At 69.4% G+C, this 16547-nt stretch carries 16 protein-coding genes and 1 pseudogene; 12 read left to right on the forward strand and 5 right to left on the reverse strand.

What is annotated here, in order from left to right:
- Window positions 1-44: 44 nt before the first annotated feature.
- Window positions 45-1025 (reverse strand): PfkB family carbohydrate kinase, encoded by a 981-nt coding sequence (locus tag ABNF97_RS01625; RefSeq protein WP_349337394.1) that lies wholly within the window; start codon window positions 1023-1025, stop codon window positions 45-47.
- Between the two features lie 83 nt (window positions 1026-1108).
- Complete coding sequence (locus ABNF97_RS01630; protein WP_130462754.1) at window positions 1109-1468, reverse strand: anti-sigma factor antagonist; 360 nt, start codon at window positions 1466-1468, stop codon at window positions 1109-1111.
- A gap of 843 nt (window positions 1469-2311) precedes the next feature.
- Between ABNF97_RS01630 and ABNF97_RS01635 the strand changes: the two genes are divergently transcribed.
- The 4 genes from ABNF97_RS01635 to ABNF97_RS01650 all read left to right on the forward strand — a co-directional run bounded on the left by ABNF97_RS01635 (window position 2312) and on the right by ABNF97_RS01650 (window position 5556).
- Complete coding sequence (locus ABNF97_RS01635; RefSeq protein ID WP_349337395.1) at window positions 2312-3091, forward strand: transposase family protein; 780 nt, start codon at window positions 2312-2314, stop codon at window positions 3089-3091.
- A gap of 110 nt (window positions 3092-3201) precedes the next feature.
- On the forward strand, window positions 3202-4029 hold the full coding sequence (locus ABNF97_RS01640) for a chymotrypsin family serine protease (protein WP_349337396.1): 828 nt from the start codon (window positions 3202-3204) through the stop codon (window positions 4027-4029).
- A gap of 149 nt (window positions 4030-4178) precedes the next feature.
- Complete coding sequence (locus tag ABNF97_RS01645; RefSeq protein WP_502930428.1) at window positions 4179-5003, forward strand: transposase family protein; 825 nt, start codon at window positions 4179-4181, stop codon at window positions 5001-5003.
- A 61-nt stretch (window positions 5004-5064) separates the two neighbouring features.
- Complete coding sequence (locus ABNF97_RS01650) at window positions 5065-5556, forward strand: chymotrypsin family serine protease (RefSeq protein ID WP_349337398.1); 492 nt, start codon at window positions 5065-5067, stop codon at window positions 5554-5556.
- Between the two features lie 44 nt (window positions 5557-5600).
- Here the strand turns inward: ABNF97_RS01650 and ABNF97_RS01655 are convergent, their stop codons facing one another.
- Window positions 5601-5984 carry a hypothetical protein gene (locus ABNF97_RS01655; RefSeq protein ID WP_349337399.1) on the reverse strand — a complete coding sequence of 128 codons (384 nt, stop codon included), beginning with the start codon at window positions 5982-5984 and terminating at the stop codon, window positions 5601-5603.
- Between the two features lie 368 nt (window positions 5985-6352).
- Complete coding sequence (locus ABNF97_RS01660; RefSeq protein WP_349337400.1) at window positions 6353-6973, reverse strand: recombinase family protein; 621 nt, start codon at window positions 6971-6973, stop codon at window positions 6353-6355.
- A 192-nt stretch (window positions 6974-7165) separates the two neighbouring features.
- Between ABNF97_RS01660 and ABNF97_RS01665 the strand changes: the two genes are divergently transcribed.
- The 3 genes and pseudogenes from ABNF97_RS01665 to ABNF97_RS01675 all read left to right on the forward strand — a co-directional run.
- A complete protein-coding gene (locus ABNF97_RS01665) occupies window positions 7166-8659 on the forward strand; it encodes a TnsB C-terminal domain-containing protein (protein ID WP_349337401.1) in 1494 nt (497 codons plus the stop codon).
- A 3-nt stretch (window positions 8660-8662) separates the two neighbouring features.
- Entirely contained in the window at window positions 8663-9583 is a 921-nt protein-coding gene (locus ABNF97_RS01670) for an AAA family ATPase (RefSeq protein ID WP_349337402.1), read from the forward strand.
- 103 nt (window positions 9584-9686) lie between these two features.
- Window positions 9687-10517, forward strand: a pseudogene (locus tag ABNF97_RS01675) (trehalase-like domain-containing protein); the annotation flags it as partial.
- A gap of 12 nt (window positions 10518-10529) precedes the next feature.
- Here ABNF97_RS01675 and ABNF97_RS01680 read toward each other — a convergent pair.
- Window positions 10530-11330: a TetR/AcrR family transcriptional regulator C-terminal domain-containing protein gene (locus ABNF97_RS01680; RefSeq protein ID WP_130462756.1), complete on the reverse strand. Its 801-nt coding sequence runs from the start codon at window positions 11328-11330 to the stop codon at window positions 10530-10532.
- Window positions 11331-11415: 85 nt separating this feature from the next.
- On the opposite strand from ABNF97_RS01680, the gene ABNF97_RS01685 reads away from it, so the two are divergent.
- The 5 genes from ABNF97_RS01685 (at window position 11416) to ABNF97_RS01705 (ending at window position 16524) form a co-directional block, all read left to right on the forward strand.
- Entirely contained in the window at window positions 11416-12426 is a 1011-nt protein-coding gene (locus ABNF97_RS01685) for an ATP-binding cassette domain-containing protein (protein ID WP_349337403.1), read from the forward strand.
- Window positions 12423-13265 (forward strand): ABC transporter permease, encoded by an 843-nt coding sequence (locus ABNF97_RS01690; protein WP_349337404.1) that lies wholly within the window; start codon window positions 12423-12425, stop codon window positions 13263-13265. The genes ABNF97_RS01685 and ABNF97_RS01690 overlap by 4 nt, the downstream gene beginning before the upstream one ends.
- 316 nt (window positions 13266-13581) lie before the next feature.
- Window positions 13582-14673 carry a sensor histidine kinase gene (locus ABNF97_RS01695; protein ID WP_349337405.1) on the forward strand — a complete coding sequence of 364 codons (1092 nt, stop codon included), beginning with the start codon at window positions 13582-13584 and terminating at the stop codon, window positions 14671-14673.
- Window positions 14666-15886, forward strand: a complete 1221-nt coding sequence (locus ABNF97_RS01700) for a hypothetical protein (protein ID WP_349337406.1) — start codon at window positions 14666-14668, stop codon at window positions 15884-15886. Before ABNF97_RS01695 ends, ABNF97_RS01700 begins: the two co-directional genes overlap by 8 nt.
- On the forward strand, window positions 15868-16524 hold the full coding sequence (locus ABNF97_RS01705) for a response regulator (protein WP_349337407.1): 657 nt from the start codon (window positions 15868-15870) through the stop codon (window positions 16522-16524). Before ABNF97_RS01700 ends, ABNF97_RS01705 begins: the two co-directional genes overlap by 19 nt.
- Window positions 16525-16547 lie beyond the last annotated feature (23 nt).

Consider the following 16547-nt stretch of genomic DNA (forward strand, 5'->3'; position numbering starts at 1 on the left):
CGCTGTCGGCTGCCGGCGCCCGCTCGCCGGCCCGGTCTCGACGCTCACGCCTCGCCGCCGATCAGCGGATTGCGTACCGGCCGGGGTGCGAGTTCCGCCATCCGGTTCCGCAGTGCGGCGGCGTCGAGCGCGGGTCTGCCGCCGGGGTGCCCGACGGTGGCTCCGGCGGCGGCCACCGCGTACCTGGCCGCGTCCGGCGGCGGATCGTCCCGCAGCAGCGCCACGGTGAGCGCGGCGGTCAGCGCGTCGCCCGCACCGGTGGTGTCCACGACCCTCTCCTCGGAGAGCGGCACCAGCAGATGCCCGCTGCCCCAGCGTCGGTCGTCCCAGACGAAGAGGTTTCCCGCCCGCCCGAGGCCGAGCACGACCAGACCCGGGCCGGCCCGGAGGAGTTGCTCGGCGGCGGTGCGGACCCGTTCCGGGTCGTCGGCACGGACGCCGGTCAGCAACTCGGTCTCCCGGTCGTCCGCCCGCAGCACCTCGGCGGCCGCCAGCAGCGGCTGCCGGTGCTCGTCGTCGGCGGGTGCGCCGTCGAGCACGAGCAGCCGCCCGGCCTCCCGGGCGAGCCGTGCCGCCGCCAGCGCCGCCGGTGGTGGCTGCTGGAGCTGCACCAGTACGGCGTCGGCGTCGAAGGCCGACCCGGACTCCGTCACGTCGGCCTCGGTCAGCAGCATGTCGTCGGGGAGGTGTTGCAGGTAGCGCCAGCCTCCCTCGGCGTCCAGCGCCTCCACGATCAGTCCGGTGCACCTGCCGACCCGGCGGCGTACCCGGGACACGTCGATCCCGTCCCGGCGTGCCTGTGCCAACAGCTCCTCGCCGGCCAGGTCGTCGCCGGCCACGGCGAGCAGGACCGGGCGGGCGCCGAGCTGGGCCAGCGCGACCGCCTGGTTGGCGCCCTTGCCGCCGAGCATCTCGCGACGGCGCCGGACGTCGGCGGCGCCACCGACCGGCGGCATCCGGTCGACCACGAGCACGAGGTCGCGGGCAAGCTGTCCGACCACCAGGACCTGCGGGATAGCGTTCACGACCCGCAGCTACCCAGAACCGGCTCGCGCTACGCGAGCCGGGCGAGCCGGCACAGCGCGCGGTGCCCGACCGGGGCGCCGGTTCAGCCGCCGTCGGTCATCATCGTGAGCAGGCCGGTCAGCTCCAGTACCCGGCGAACGTTCGGCTGGCAGTTCACCACGTTCAGTCCGGCGTCCTGTTTGAGCGCGCGGTTGTAGGCGTGCACGAGGGTGGCGATGCCGCTGGAGTCCAGGAAGGTGACGCCGGCAAGGTCGACCGTGAGCCTGTCCGGCTTCTGGTCCAGTACCTCGTCCAGACAGTCTCGGAGGTTGTCCGCGGTGCTCATGTCGACCTCACCGTCGGCGGCCACCCGGATGTCGGTGCCATTGCCCACCACCGTCAGGGACAGGACGGCGGCGGCGGAACCGAGATCGGGAGACAACTCCCACCTTCCGTCTGTCATCGCATCATAATGACACCTGTTGCCGGCCGCGGGGCGGCAGGTCGGCGCCGCGATGTCAGTACGGGAGTGTGACCTTCGTCGATAACTGGCGGTGCCTCTTCGGCGTTTGGCTGCGCAGCAAAGGAATCGTCACAGCACGTTGATGACCAGAGACTCCCGGGCCGCTTCGACGACTTCCCTGGTCACCATGCAGAGTTGGTTGATGTCGAGGACCCGCTTGATCTGGGCGACGAGGCGGGCGGTGAGCCGGAAGTTGCCGCCGGTGATGCGGATGATCGTGGCGAGGGTCTCGGCGGTGGGAAGTCGTCCGAGTCGTGCAGGCCGAGTTCGGGCCAGTGGCGGGCCAGGACGAACGCCTGTTCCTCGGCGGAGAGCACCCGGAAGCGGAACGCCCGCGCCGGCTGGAGCCTCCGGAACTGGCCCGCCAGCGGGCCGGGTGACGGAGGTCACTGACCCAATGGGAAAGTGTGGGGACGTGGGCCCCTCTGCCGGCCGTATGGCAGTGGCTTCCACCCCTTCGCTGGGCCGACCCACTAGAGGGCTTGACCAGGGCCAGTCTTGCCGGACGACCATGCCCGATCACGAGGTGTGGCACACCACGCTTCGCCCGCCACACTGTGACCCCTAACCACCCATCGTTGCCACTCGAACACCGAAGGCTATTGACTCATAGATCTAAGTATGGAAATTTAGCTGTAAGTACGGCGCCGATCACCGGGTGAAACTGTGGAACGTCGGCGCTTATGGGTTCTGCTGTGTGCAGGGCCCGAACTTTGACGATTGCCATGCGGTCCTAAGGGATGTCTCGTAACTCGTTGGGGGTCCATGGTGGATCATGTCGGGGTGCAGGTGATCTCGGCAGCCCGCCCGGAGTGGATCTTCCCGTTCACCGGGTTACAGCCAGCCCAGTTCCGCCGCCTCGTCAGACTGGTCGCCGAGCGCGGCGGGGACACGATCGCCGACGGCCGGCCGGGCCGGCAGTGGTCTCTCGACCTGCCCGACCGGGTGCTGCTGGTCGCCACGTACTGGCGCACGAACCTGACCATGCGGCAGATCGGCCCGCTGTTCGGGGTGTCGCACTCCGCCGCCCACCGAGTCATCGACACTCTCGGCCCCCTGCTCGCCCTGGCACCGGTACGCCGACGCCGGGTCGACCAGATCGCCATCGTCGATGGCACCCTCATCCCGACCCGGGACCACCGCCTGGCCGCCCAGAGCAAGAACTACCGGTACTCCACGAACCTGCAGGTCGCCATCGACGCCCACACCCGCCTCGTCGTGGCCCTCGGCGATCCGCAGCCCGGCAACCGCAACGACACCATCGTCTACCGCACCTCCGGCATCGACCAGAAGCTGGCCGGACGGCCGGTCATGGCCGACGGCGCCTACCGCGGCAATCCTGAGGTGATCATCCCGTACCGCAAGCCCGCCGACGGCAGCGAGCTACCCGACTGGAAGAAGGACCTGAACAAGCAGCACCGCACCGTCCGAGCGCAGGTCGAACACGCCCTGGCCAGGATGAAGTGCTTCAAGATCCTGCGCGACTACCGCCGCGCCGCCCGCACATTGACCGACACCGCTTCCGGGATCGCCCACCTTCACAACATCATCCTGGCGGGGTGACACCAGCACCGTTGCCAGGCAACGCCTTCACCGAGTTACGAGACATCCTTTAGGACGCGCTGGGGTGCCCGTGGCCGCGTGGCGCCAAGTCCTATACGGGAGGCATTGCCTTGACCACAGTTGTTCGCGGGCCTGCGGTCCTTGCCACAGGCATTCTGGCGCTGACCCTGCTGGCCACATCGCCGGTATCGGCCGATCCTGGCGACTTGCCATCCAAAAGCTTGACGACAAGGGCTAACGCAGCGCTATCGACGCCGGCCGAGATAGCCCTCATGAAGAATCAAGCTGCAATCGACCAGGTCGCTAATAGGATCAAGGCCGATGAGAAGCAAAGCAAAGCCTCTACGTTCGCAGGCTTGTCCGGTGTGGTCGTTGACGCCAAAGCCAACACGCTGCACCTTTATTGGCATGGTCCGCTCTCGGCCTCGGCCAGTCGCGAGGTGGCAGCTGCCCGCAATACTGGCATGGCCGTGACTATCCACCCGGCGCCCTTCACGCTGTCCCAGTTGAAAGCGGAACGCGATCACATTGCCGACGTATACATGTCGGACAAGGCGCTGTCGATGTACGGCTTTGAGGTAGTGTCAGTCGGCCCGAAACCGGACGGATCCGGCCTTGAGGTCGGCGTATCCACGTCCTCTTCCACCACCCTGGGTCCGCAGCCGCTTCCGCAGATAAGTAGTACCGTCGCGGTGCAGGTGACTCGAATGGCAAAGCCTCAAGCCGCATGGCGTATTCTCGACACTCAACCCTACTGGGGCGGTACGTACATGGAACGCTGGAGCGTCAACAATGGGCAGCCCGTCGCAGCTCAAGCTGCCTGCACCATGGGCTTTTCAGTCACAGCCGGCGGAAGCCGGGCCGGCATGCTGACCGCGAACCACTGTGGCCGAGGATCCTGGTTTATGGTAGGGAGCGGGACGCCGACACTGAGGTGATCTCAGCAACGCATAAGGTTTGATTGGTGCGACACGGGCGAAGGCGGCGAGTCGGGCGGCAGTGGAAACAGGCGTGGAGCCATCGATAGACACGTCCTTGCGACAGAAACACGTCTTCGAGAGGGCTCCACGTGATTGCCTATCGTGCCATGGTCGACGTCCCGAGGGAACTCGTGCAGCACCTCGCGCGTCTGCTCTACGCACAGCGCCGGGCCTGCGGCACCCGCCGTGGCACGCGGGCGTTGACCTGCTTCTACCAGGCCCTGATGGTGCTCGTCTGGTTCCGCAAGGCCGAGGACATGACCCTGCTCGCCGCCGGCTTCGGCATCTCCAGAGCGACCGCCTACCGCTACCGCGACGAGGGCATCACGGTCCTCGCCGCCCAGGCCAGCGACCTGCACACCGCTCTGCGTCGGGCCGCGGCCGACGGCTGGTCCCACGTGATCCTCGACGGCAAGCTGTTCGACTGCGACCGGCTCACCGAGACGACCCTGTCGGTCAAGGGCGAGGTGATCGACGCCTGGTTCTCCGGAAAGCACCGCGACTTCGGCGCGAACGTCCAAGCGATCATTCGACCCGACGGGCTGCCGATCTGGACATCGGCGGCGCTGCCCGGGCACCTGCACGACAGCAGTTGCGCCCGTAATCTCGGGATCACCGCTGCACTGAACTGGTCCGCCGCCGAACTCGATTTGCCGACCCTGGCCGACGCCGGTTACGAAGGCGCAGGTCACGGCATCAAGACACCAGTCAAGCAACCCGCTGACGGACACCGGCTTGCGCCCGACAACCGCGCCTACAACCGACTGCTACGCGGTCTACGTTGGCAAGGAGAACGCGGCTTCGCGATCCTGATCGGACGATGGAAGACGCTACGCCACACGACCGTCAGCCCACGCCGAATCGGCGACATCGTTGCCGCCGCCGTGCACCTGACCCACTTCGAGTACAGATACCTACCGGAAAGTCGCTGAGATCACCTCACTATACGGCAGCAGCCTCGGCGCCCACATCGACAACGCACACGATGCCCAGGTGATCGGCGTTCCCTCGTCGCAGGGTGGAATCTACGATGGCGAGTCCGTCGTCACCGGTGACACCAACACCGGCAAGCCGGTTGCTTCCGCCGCAGCCACTAACGTCGGTAACACGCTGTGTACCTCCGGATCGTTTTCAGGAACCCAGTGTGGCGGCGTCGCCGTCGCCGTCGACCAAACAATCAACATGGGAGGTTACGGGCAGGTCACCGATATGGTCCGTGCCGAAAAGAGCAACGGGTTTACGATGGTGGGCAACGGTGACAGCGGCGGTCCTGTCTTCTTCAACACGGGCGAGGACAATTCCTGGGCCATCGCCCGCGGCACGGTTAGCGCCATACCAGGCGATTCGGATGATTGGGGTGCCTGTCACGGCGTTCCTGCAGGCCCCGACGACGACGAGAATGCTCGCCACTGCTCCTGGCGCTTCTGGTACCCGGACATCACGGTCCAACTTGCCGGTGTCAACGCTACAATCCGGACCCTCTGACTCGGTCAGCTAGCCCAACGATCCACGGTGCGGGCCCGGCCCTGCTATGGGGTCGGGCCAACGCGTGTCGGCAACGGCCTAAGGGGCACACCGATCGGCGGCACGGCCGCAGCGCCTTGCCGGACCACGATCGTGCCCTCGCCATACCGTTCGGCGAGAGCCCGCTGCTCATCAGAACTACTGTTAGCAGTCATGACCTCGACACCCGACCCGTCGGGGATAGGCCCAGCTCCGTTGATCGTGATGCCTCGGTTTCGCCAATACGCCGCATCGGCCATGACCCGGTCGGCAGTCTGTTCCATCTGCCGTAGTGAAAAGCGGGCATCGGCAACAGTAATTGGAACATCAACATCGATCTGCGCGACAGCGGCGTCCAAGCCCGGGTCAGGGCGACGATAGACGATCAACCTGCCCTGCTCAACATCCACAGTCAGGCCAGCGTATGACTCAGCAAACGACGACTGCAACATGCGCTTTACGGAATCGGCTGCAGCCGACAAGGCCACCTCACCAACGCGCCCCCCAGGAGCAGGCGCTCCTGTCCTCTGAGAACCATCGTCAGACGCACACCCAGTGCTCAGGAGCAACACGGTCAGGAACGCTACAGCGGCTCGCGCTCTGGCCTTCATCGGGGCTGCACCTCCTCAACCAACCCGAGATCCATACGGATGGGACGAGGCATTCACGCGAATGGTTCCCCGGCCGAGCCGCGACCGCCGGATTGCCGCACCATGCCAGCTCAACCTCACGGTGTTGGCCGTCGCCGCGCCAGCTTCGCACAGCATCTTGCGGCGGCTCATCGCGCACCGGCCACCGTGGCGTCGGCATCGGCGAGGTAGCGATGCAGGGATGTCTTCGGGATGCCGGTCTTGGTGGCGATGGCGCCGAGGCTGGCGCCTTGGGCTTTGAGTAGCCGGGCGTATTCGATTTTGTCGGCGGGGTGGGCGACGGGGCGTCCGACGTGTCGGCCCTTGGCCTCGGCGACGGCGCGGGCGTTGGCGGCGCGTTCGGCGGTGAAGGTGCGTTCCATTTCGGCGAACAGCGCGAGCAGCAGGAAGGCGATGTGACCCATGCCCTCGTCGGCGGTGTTGATCGGTAGCGGGTCGGCCAGCGACCGCACACCGATGCGCTTCTCGGCTAGGTCGTGCACGAGGTTGAGCACTTCGCGCAGGTTGCGGCCGAGTCGGTCGAGGGTGTGCACGACGATCGTGTCGCCGGACCGAGCGTAGCGCAGCAGGGCGGCCAAGCCCTCACGGTCGACGGTGGCGCCGGTCTTCTTGTCGGTGAAGATCCGCTCGTCTGGGATGCCGGCTGCGGCCAGGGCGTTGAGTTGGCGTTCGAGGCTCTGCTTGGTGGTGGAGACGCGGGCGTAGCCCAGGTCGAGTCCGGCCAGCGGGTGCGGCGTGGCGATAGTCACTCCCGGAGCGTACCGAAAGTCGTTGCTGTACTGTCCTATCGGAACACAAGTTCTGGAACGGATTGTGGAACGGCCGATGGCCCGGTTTACGGTCCGCGACGGGGCCGGTCGGCCATTGTTCCACTTCCTAGGATGTGGAACGCTCCGCGTGTCCCATCGATATATTGACTGATGTGGACATAGCCTACGGCCGTGCGCGGCTCGCCCCTCCCGCCGGCGCCCCGTGGTCTCGCTGAGCTGTCCGAGACCGCTCGGGCGCAGGCGTTGCACCGGTGGCGGGTGCTGCGCCCGCATCTGGAGGACGGGGTGCCGCTGCCCCGCGCGGCCGGCGAGGCTGGGGTGGCGCTGCGGACCGCGCAGCGGTGGCTGACCCGCTACCGGACCGATGGGTTGGCTGGGCTCACCCGGCAGGCGCGTGCCGACCGGGGCACGCGGCGGCTGCCCGACGAGCTGCGGCTGCTGATCGAGGGCTTGGCGCTGCGCCCGCCTGGGCCGTCTGCTGCGCATGTGCACCGGGTCGTCGTCGACGTCGCCAAGAACCAGGGCTGGCCGGTGCCGTCGTACGCCACCGTGTACGCGATCATCCGGGGCATCGACCCGGCGATGCGGACCCTGGCCATCGACGGCGAGAAGCGGTACCGGGAGGTATTCGACTTGATCCACCGCCGCGAGGCGGCCCGGCCGAACGAGATCTGGCAGGCCGACCACACCCAGCTCGACCTGTGGGTGATCGCCCCGTCGGGCAAGCCGGCCCGGCCGTGGCTGACCGTCATCGAGGACGACCACTCGCGGGTCATCGCCGGGTACGCGGTCAACCTCGGCGCCCCGTCGGCGATCCAGACCGCCCTCGGCCTGCGGCAGGCGATCTGGCGCAAGAGCGAACCGGGCTGGCACGTCTGCGGCATCCCGGCCACCTTCTACACCGACCACGGCTCGGACTTCACCTCCCAGCACATGGAGCAGGTCGCCGCCGACCTGAAGATCCGCCTGGTGTTCTCCCAGCCGGGCAAGCCCCGCGGCCGCGGGAAGATCGAGCGATTCTTTTCCACGATCAACCAGATGTGCCTGCCCACCCTGCCCGGCTACGCCCCACGCGGCACCAAGGACCGGGCCGGGCAGGCGAAGCTCAGCCTCGCCGAACTCGACACGGCGATCGGCCGGTTCATCGTCGCCGAGTACAACCAGCAGCCGCACAGCGAGACCGGCCAGCCACCACAGGCCCGCTGGGACGCCGCCGGGTTCCTACCACACCTGCCCGCCAGCCTGGAACAGCTCGACCTCCTGCTGCTCACCATCGCCAAACCGCGCAAGGTCCACCCCGACGGCATCCACCTGTTCGGCCTGCGCTACCTCGACACCACCGTGCTCGGCGAATACGTCGGCGAGCCGGTCACCATCCGCTACGACCCACGCGACGTCGCCGACATCCGCGTGTTCCACGACGACCGGTTCCTGTGCCGGGCCATCTGCCCCGAGCTGGCCGCGCAGACCATCGGCATCAAGGACATCACCGCCGCGCGCAACGCCCGCCGACGCGGCCTGACCCACGGGCTGACCCACCGCGCCAGCGTCGTCGACCGACTCCTCGCGGTGCACCAGCCACCCGAACCCACGCCAGCCGTGCTGGACCCCGTACCGGCCGGGCCCGCCGCCGCGCCGGCACTGAAGCTCTACCGGGAGGAGTGAGCGATGGCAGACCCCGACGCCGGCATCGACAACGGCACTCCGGACACCCCCGAGCAGTGGGCAGCCAAGGAAGCAGCCATCGCCTGTCTGGACGTCGCGCCGCCCATCGTCGAAGAGCCGCCCACCGAAGCACCGTTCGTGGTCACCAAGGAGTACCGGCGCTTCGCCGAGTTCGCCGATGCAGTACGCCGCGAGCGCTACATCGGGCTGTGCTACGGCCCGCCCGGGGTCGGCAAGACCCTCTCCGCGCGCCAGTACGCCCGCTGGGACCTCATCGAGCACGCCGTGCAGACCTTCAAGTTCTTCGAGGCAGACCGCATCCCCCGCGAGATCCTCGACACCCGCACCGCCGTCTACACCCCGAAGGTCCACAACAGCCCCGGAAGGCTGGAGAAGGAACTGGCCTCTATCCAGGACCGGCTGTCCTGGGCGATCCAGACGCTCGAACACCCCGAGCACGACCCGCCCGCGCTGTCACGCCACCAGGGCCGCTACGCCGAACTGCTCATCGTCGACGAGGCCGACCGGCTCAAGACCCCCACCCTGGAGCAACTACGCGACCTGCACGACCGCACCAGCGTCGGGCTGATCCTCATCGGCATGCCCGGCATCGAGAAGCGCCTGGCCCGCTACCCGCAGCTTTACAGCCGTGTCGGGTTCGTGCACCACTTCCGGGTGCTCTCCGCCGAGGAACAGGCGTTCGTCCTGGCCCGCTACTGGCCCGAACTCGGCCTGCACGACCCGGACGACTTCACCACGGCCGAGACCCTCGCCACGATCATCCGCATCACCAGCGGCAACTTCCGGCTCACCGCCCGACTGGTCGCCCAGATCAAGCGGGTCCTCGACATCAACCAGCTTTCCATGGTGACCAAGGAAGTCATCGAGGCCGCTCGGGAATCGCTGGTCATCGGCGTGCTGTGACGCCCCCTCCGCCACGCCACCAAACACCGAAGAGACGCCGCCAGTTATCGACGAAAGTCACATACGGGAGTGCGAAGCACGGCTGGTCGGGTAAATGCGCGGAATGTCCGAGCCTGAGATCGCCGACTACGGTCTACTGTCCGACTGTGCGTCGGCGGCGCTGGTCAGCCGGGACGGCTCCATCGACTGGTGGTGCCCGAGCCGGTTCGACGCGCCGTCGGTCTTCGGACGCCTGCTGGATCCGGACGCCGGGCACTGGTCCCTCCGCCCGGTGGCCGGGGCGGGCCGCCGGACGGAGCGGGCCTACCTCGACGGTTCGCTGGTGCTGCGGACCGTGCACCACACCGGCGGTGGCAGCGTGGCGGTGACCGAAGGGCTGGTGGCCGAGCCCGGGCCTCGGGCGCACGACCTCGGCCGGGAGTCTCCGATGGTGCTGGTCCGCATCGTCGAGGGACTCGGCGGCACGGTACGGATGGCCTGTGAGTACGTTCCCCGGCCGGAGTACGGGCTGATCGTGCCGTACCTGCACTGCGGTGACGGCGAGGTGCTCACCATCGCCGGCCCGGTGGCCCTGACCCTGCGCGGCCCGGTCCCGCTGGACTGTGCGTACGGCCGGGCGTACGGCGAGTTCGACATCGCCGCCGGTCAGGTCGTCGCCTTCGACCTGGCGGTCGCGCCGGCCTACGGCCCGCCGCCGCAGCATCTGGACCCGGTACCGGCGCTCCAGGAAACGGTGCAGACCTGGCGCTCGGGGCAGGAACTGCACCGGTACGACGGCCGCTACGCCGACCTCGTCCGGCACCACGCGTTGATCATGCAGGGCCTGACCTACCGGCCCAGCGGAGCGGTGGTCGCCGCCGTCACCACGTCGTTGCCGGAGCGGCTCGGCGGCACCGACAACTACGACTACCGGTACGCCTGGCTGCGGGACTTCAGAGTTCGAGGATCACCGGCAACTGTGGGACGGGTCGAGCCCGGCCGGACCGTCCGGCGGGGTCGACCGGCGGGCGGCGAAGAGCACGGCGAAGCCGTCGAGCAGGCAGTGCAGGCCGAACTCGAAGGTGTCGTCCCAGCCGGCGTCGAACGCGTCCTCGGCGAGGGCGGCCATCGCCGGGTAGTTGCCCGACGCCATGGCCCGCTCCAGCACCGGATAGTGCTGGCTCCAGAACTCCTCGTCGCTGACTCCGCTCTCCTCGGCTGCGGCGTCGTAGAGGATCCGGCGCCGGGCGTAGCCGCTGACGAAGCCGTCGAGAGTGATCATGACGCCGATCCGTTCCTGGCTGGTGAGGCCGAGGCCGGTCAGCGCGGCGACGACGATCTCGGCTCCGGCGAGGCTGTTCGGTCCCATGACCGGGCGGGTCCAGTTGACCTGGAGTAGCCAGGGGTGTGCCAGGTGTAGCCGGTACGAGTCGCGGGCCACCGCCGTCAGCAGCTCCCGCCAGCCCTTCTCCGCGGCCTGGAGCGCCTCGTCGCCCGGCCCGCTGACCCTGTCCAGCATCAGCGCGACGAGTTCGGCCTTGCCGGGGACGTATCGGTACAGCGTCATCGCACCGACCCCGAGCTCGCCGGCCACTCGCCGCATGGAGATGGCGGCGGTGCCGTCCCGGTCGGCGACGGCGATCGCCGCGTCGACGATCCCGTCCAGGGTCAGGGTCGGTTTCGGTCCACGGGCGGGGCGCTCGCTGCCGCCCCAGAGCAGGTCGATGCTGCGCCGCAACTGCTCCGTGGGGCTGAGCTCGCTCGTCATGGTGCCGTCATCCTACAAGTCGGTTGTGATCTGGGTACGCCGTACGCTAATCTTCGTACGCCGTACCCAGTAGAGGGGGTTTCCCTTGCCCACTTCCCACCATGTCGTCATCACCGAGGGCCTACAGAAGAGATACCGCGACACCCAGGCACTGGCCGGGCTGGACCTCGCCGTGCCGCGCGGTCTGGTCTACGGACTGCTCGGCCCCAACGGCGCCGGCAAGACCACCGCCGTTCGCATCCTGTGCACCCTGCTCCGGCCGGACGGCGGCCGGGCCGAGGTCGCCGGCTACGACGTCCGGACCCAGCCCCGCCTGGTACGCCGGCGCATCGGCCTGACCGGGCAGAACACCGCGGTCGACGACAACATCAGCGCCCGGCAGAACCTGGTGATGTTCGGCCGCCTGTTCCACATCGGTGCGGTCGCGGCCCGGCAGCGGGCCCAGGAGTTGCTGGACCAGTTCGGTCTCGCCCAGGCGGCGGAGAAGACTCCGAAAAAGTTCTCGGGCGGGATGCGCCGCCGGCTCGACCTCGCCTCCAGCATGGTCCTCGCCCCCGACGTGCTCTTCCTCGACGAGCCCACCACCGGACTGGACCCGGCCGGACGGCGCGAGGTGTGGCAGGCGGTGGGAGACCTGGCCTCACGCGGCACCACGGTCGTGCTCACCACTCACTATCTCGACGAAGCCGACCGGCTGTGTGACCGGATCGGGGTGATCGATCACGGCCGCAACGTCGTCGAGGACACCCCGGACGGGTTGAAGCGCCGGATCGGCAACGAACGGCTGGAAATCGTCGCGGTCGAATCGGCCGACCTGCCGGCGATCCGCGCGCTCGCGCACCGGGTCGCCGCCGTCGGGCGTACGGCCACGGTGGACGAGAGCGAACTGGCGGTCAGCGTACCGGTGGCCGACGGCGTGGCGGCGCTGACCGAGGTCGCCGCGGAACTGCGCCGGGGGGAGATCACCGTGGCCGACCTGGGGGTGCGCCGCCCCACCCTGGACGAGGCATTTCTGCACCTGACCGACGAACGCCGGGGTGCCGACGCACCCGCCGGTGAGACCCGCCCCACCGTGCGACTGGAGGCCAGCAGATGACGACGATCCCCCTCGCGCCGGAGACCACCGACACCCTCGCCAGCCGGATCAGGTGGGCGGTCGTCGACTGCTGGACGATCCTGCTCCAGGAGATGGTGCACCTCGTCCGGCAGCCCTCCACCTTCGCCTGGCAGCTCGGCTTCCCGATCGTCATGGTGCTGATGTTCGTCTACGTCTTCGGCAGTGCCATGGACGTCTCGGGGCAGGGCGCCGGCACCGGCTACCTGGAGTTCGCCATGCCCGGCCTCTTCGCCATGACCATGGCCTTCGGCTTCATGAACACCGCGTTCGCGGTAACCATTATCAAGGAGCGCGGGTTCATCGACCGCTTCCGCTCCATGCCGATGGCCTCGTCGGCGGTGGTCACCGGGCGGGGCCTGGCCGACGTCATCCACGCCACCGTGGACCTGATCATCCTGGTCGTGATCGCGCTGGTGCTCGGCTGGCGCCCCGGCGGCAGCCTCGCCGACACGTTGACCGCCTTCGCGCTGCTGCTGTGGCTGCGTACGGCCCTGATCTTCGTCGGAATCCAGCTCGGGTTGATGCTGAAGAACACCGAGGCGGCAGGGAACCTGTTCGCGCTCGCCTTCCCGTTCGGCATGGTCTCGTCGGTCTTCGCGCCGCCACACCTGATGCCCGGCTGGCTCGGCGCGGTCGCGGCCTGGAATCCGGTCTCCTCCACCGCTGGAGCGATCCGGGACCTGTTCCAGTCTCCCGCCGTGGCCAGCGGCTACTGGATCGAGGAGCACGCCGTCACCGCCGCCGTGCTCTGGCCGGCGGTGATCACCGCGATCTTCCTGCCCCTGGCGGTACGCCAGTACCAGCGCCTCAGCCGCTGACCGGGACACGTCCACCGCGCCCGGGCCGGCATACCGGCGGGACACCGGGCCCCGGGATCGTCCCCCGGCGGCGGCTCCGCCGACCCGGGCCCGGGTATTCTCGGCCGGACCCCTGACATCCAGCGTCCCGGCGAACGTTCATGAACACCGAATCAACGACCATTTCCGGCCATCGCACGGCCAGCACGCCGTGAGGGCGGAGCGGGGCCGGTGGCGACGACGGCCAGCGTCGCAGGACATCCCCGCCCGCGCCGACCCGACCGGCGGTAGCGCAGCGTCCGGCGGCGGCAGGAGGATCGGCGGGACCGAACGCGGGTTGCGCCGCCTGGGCCGGCGGTACGCCCTCGTCGTACGCAGCGCGACGATGGTCTGTGCCGGCACCGCCGCCCTCTTGCAGGCGGTCCCGGAGCGGCGCGCGCTGGTCGGCGGCGTGGTCGCCGCAATCTGCGCCTGGAGTGTGCTGTACGCCCGTGCCGGGTCCCGTCGCTGGCTGCTGCCGGTGGACACCCTGCTGATCGTGCTGCTGTGCCTGACGCAGCGCTGGACGGTGGCGCCGGACGCGCTGGTCGACAGCACCAACTGGGTCCTCGCGGTCGTTGTGGTCACCGCCGTGACGCACCAGTGGCTCACGACCGCCACCTACGGTGCGCTGCTGGCCACGGTGATCGTGACGGCGCACCTGGCGGGTAACGTCCTCGCGGCGCCCGGCGCCTGGTCCGAGTCCGTACCGCTCGGGCTCTGGACCCTCGTGGAGGCCGGCCTGTCCCGGGTGCTGTTCCTGATGGTCCGGACCGGTGCCCGCCAGGCCGACCGGGCCGTCGCGGAACGGGAACGGGCCCGGCGCGAGGCGGCGGTGGCTGCCGCCCGGTGGGCCGATGAACGGGAGCACCTCGCGGTGCTGCACGACACCGCGGCCAGCACCCTGCTCGCGGTCGGTGCCCGGATGGTCGACGGCACCGAGCCCTGGCTCGCCGCACAGGCCGGCCGCGACCTGGCTGCCCTGGCCGCCGGCCCGGACCTCGCCGACACCAGCACCGACCTGGTGCGGGCGCTGCGCCAGGTGGCCCGGAACGCGCCCGTCGCGGTGGCGCTCCGGGCGCCACCGGAGCTCCTGCTGCCGACGGACCGCGCCGGAGCGATAGGTGCCGCCGTCGGGGAGGCGCTGACGAACGTGGCCCGGCACGCCGGAGTCGGGACGGCGGAACTGCTCGTGCACCGTTCTGCTGGCCAGACCGTGGTGGAGGTCGTCGACCAGGGTCGGGGCTTCGCACCGGACCGGGTGCCCAGGCATCGGCGCGGGCTGGCGTACTCCATCCAGGAGCGACTGGACCGGGTCGACGGTCGGGCGAGGGTGACCTCGACCCCCGGCGGGGGTACCCGGGTCCGGCTGGAGGTGCCCGATGACTGAGCCGATGCCACGGCTTCCGGTGGGCAGGCTCCTGCACGGGCTGCGCCTGGCCCTGCTCGCCATCACGGTCACCGGGCTCTTCGGCTTCGCCCTGCCGCTGCTGCTGGCTCACCCGGAGACCTACCACAGCGTGGGGCAGCAGGTCCTCGCGTTCGGCCTGCTGACCGCGGTCGCCGTGGTGGCCGGGGTGCCCGTCGTCCGGGACCGGCCGCTGGGCCGGATTCGTTGGCTGATGGTGGCGGCCGTGGTCGGGGCGGCGGCGCTGGCCACCACCGGGATACCCGCCGACGCGCTGATGTCGGAGGAGGAGTGGTCCTACGGCATGATCGGCTGGTTCGGGCTGCTCCTACTGGTCGATCACAGCCTCGCGGCGGCGGCGGCGTTTCTCGGCGCGTACACCGCCGCGAGCTTCGCCCAGCTCGCCCTGGTCGGGCAGGGACACGAGATCGTCGACCTGGTCGTGGTGACCGTGAACGTGCTCGGCTGCCAGCTTCCGGTGCTGGCCTGCGCGGCGGCGCTACCCGGGCTGGTGGCGACCGTCTCCGACGCCGCAGCCGACGCCGAGCGGGTACGCACCGCCGAGGCCGTCGCGGAACACCTGCACCTCGACCGCCGGTCTCGCTACGCCACCCTCGCCACCACCTGCGTGCCGCTCCTGGCCGACCTGAGCACCGGCTCCGCGGACCTCTCCGACGAGCGGGTGCGCCGCCGGTACGCCGTGGCGGCGGCCCGACTGCGCCGACTACTGGCGGAGCACGACGAGGTGGTCGATCCTCTCCTGCACGAGCTGCGCGCCTGTCTCGACCTGGCCGACCGCACCGGGGTGGCGGTCTACCTCGGCACCTGCGGCGAGTGGCCGACCCCACCCCTGCCGGCACGGCGGGCGTTGACCGAGCCGGCGTTGCGGATCATCGCGACCGCCACCGCCGAGGTCCGGGTCACGCTGCTCGGTTTCCCCGGCGGCGTGACGGTGAGCGTCGTCGCCGACGCTAAGCTCGACGGGCTGGCCGGCGCCGCTCCGGAGGCCACCACCAGCGGCATCGGCGCCGACAGGGGCGCGAACGGCGACGGCTCCGCGAACGGCGACGGCTCCGCGAACGGCGACGGCACCGCGAACGGCGACGGCACCGCGGGCACCGACGGAGTGACCGTCACCCGGCTCGTCGACGGATCGATGGTGTGGATAGAGGCCACATGGCAAGCGGGAGACTGACCACGGCCGTGGTCATCGACGACCACCCGGCGATCGTCACCGGCATCCGCGCCTGGTGCGCCGCGGCAGACCCGCCGATCGAGGTTCTCGACTCCGGTGCGACCCCGGCGGTGGCCTGGACCGATCCCGGCCTCTCCGCCGACGTCGTCGTCTTCGACCTGCTGCTCAACCGGGACGTCCCCGCCTACCGCGACCTGCGGCGACTTGTCGACGCCGGCCGTTCCGTGATCGTTTACACCATGCGGGAGGATCGGGACACCATCCTCACCTGCCTCGATCTCGGCGCGCACGCCTGCCTGACCAAGTCCGAGGGCCCGAACCACCTGGTCCGGGCCATCCACACCGCGAGCCGGAACATGCCGTACACCCCGCCCGTGATGGCCCGCGCGATCAGCACCGACAACCGGCCGGACCGACCCCGGCTCACCCCCCGCGAGACCGACGTACTGGTCAACTGGTTCGCCTGCGAGTCCAAGGAGATGGTGGCGCGCAAGCTCAACCTCTCCGTTCGCACCGTGAACAGCTACATCGACCGGGTCCGGATCAGGTACGCCAACGCCGGACGTCCGGCCTCGACGAAGGCCGCGCTGGTCGCCCGGGCTATCCAGGACGGCCTGGTCGGGATCGAGGAGTTGTGACAAGCCGACCTCCGAAACCGGGG

The sequence above is a fragment of the Plantactinospora sp. B6F1 genome (assembly GCF_040120695.1).
Taxonomy (GTDB): domain Bacteria; phylum Actinomycetota; class Actinomycetes; order Mycobacteriales; family Micromonosporaceae; genus Plantactinospora.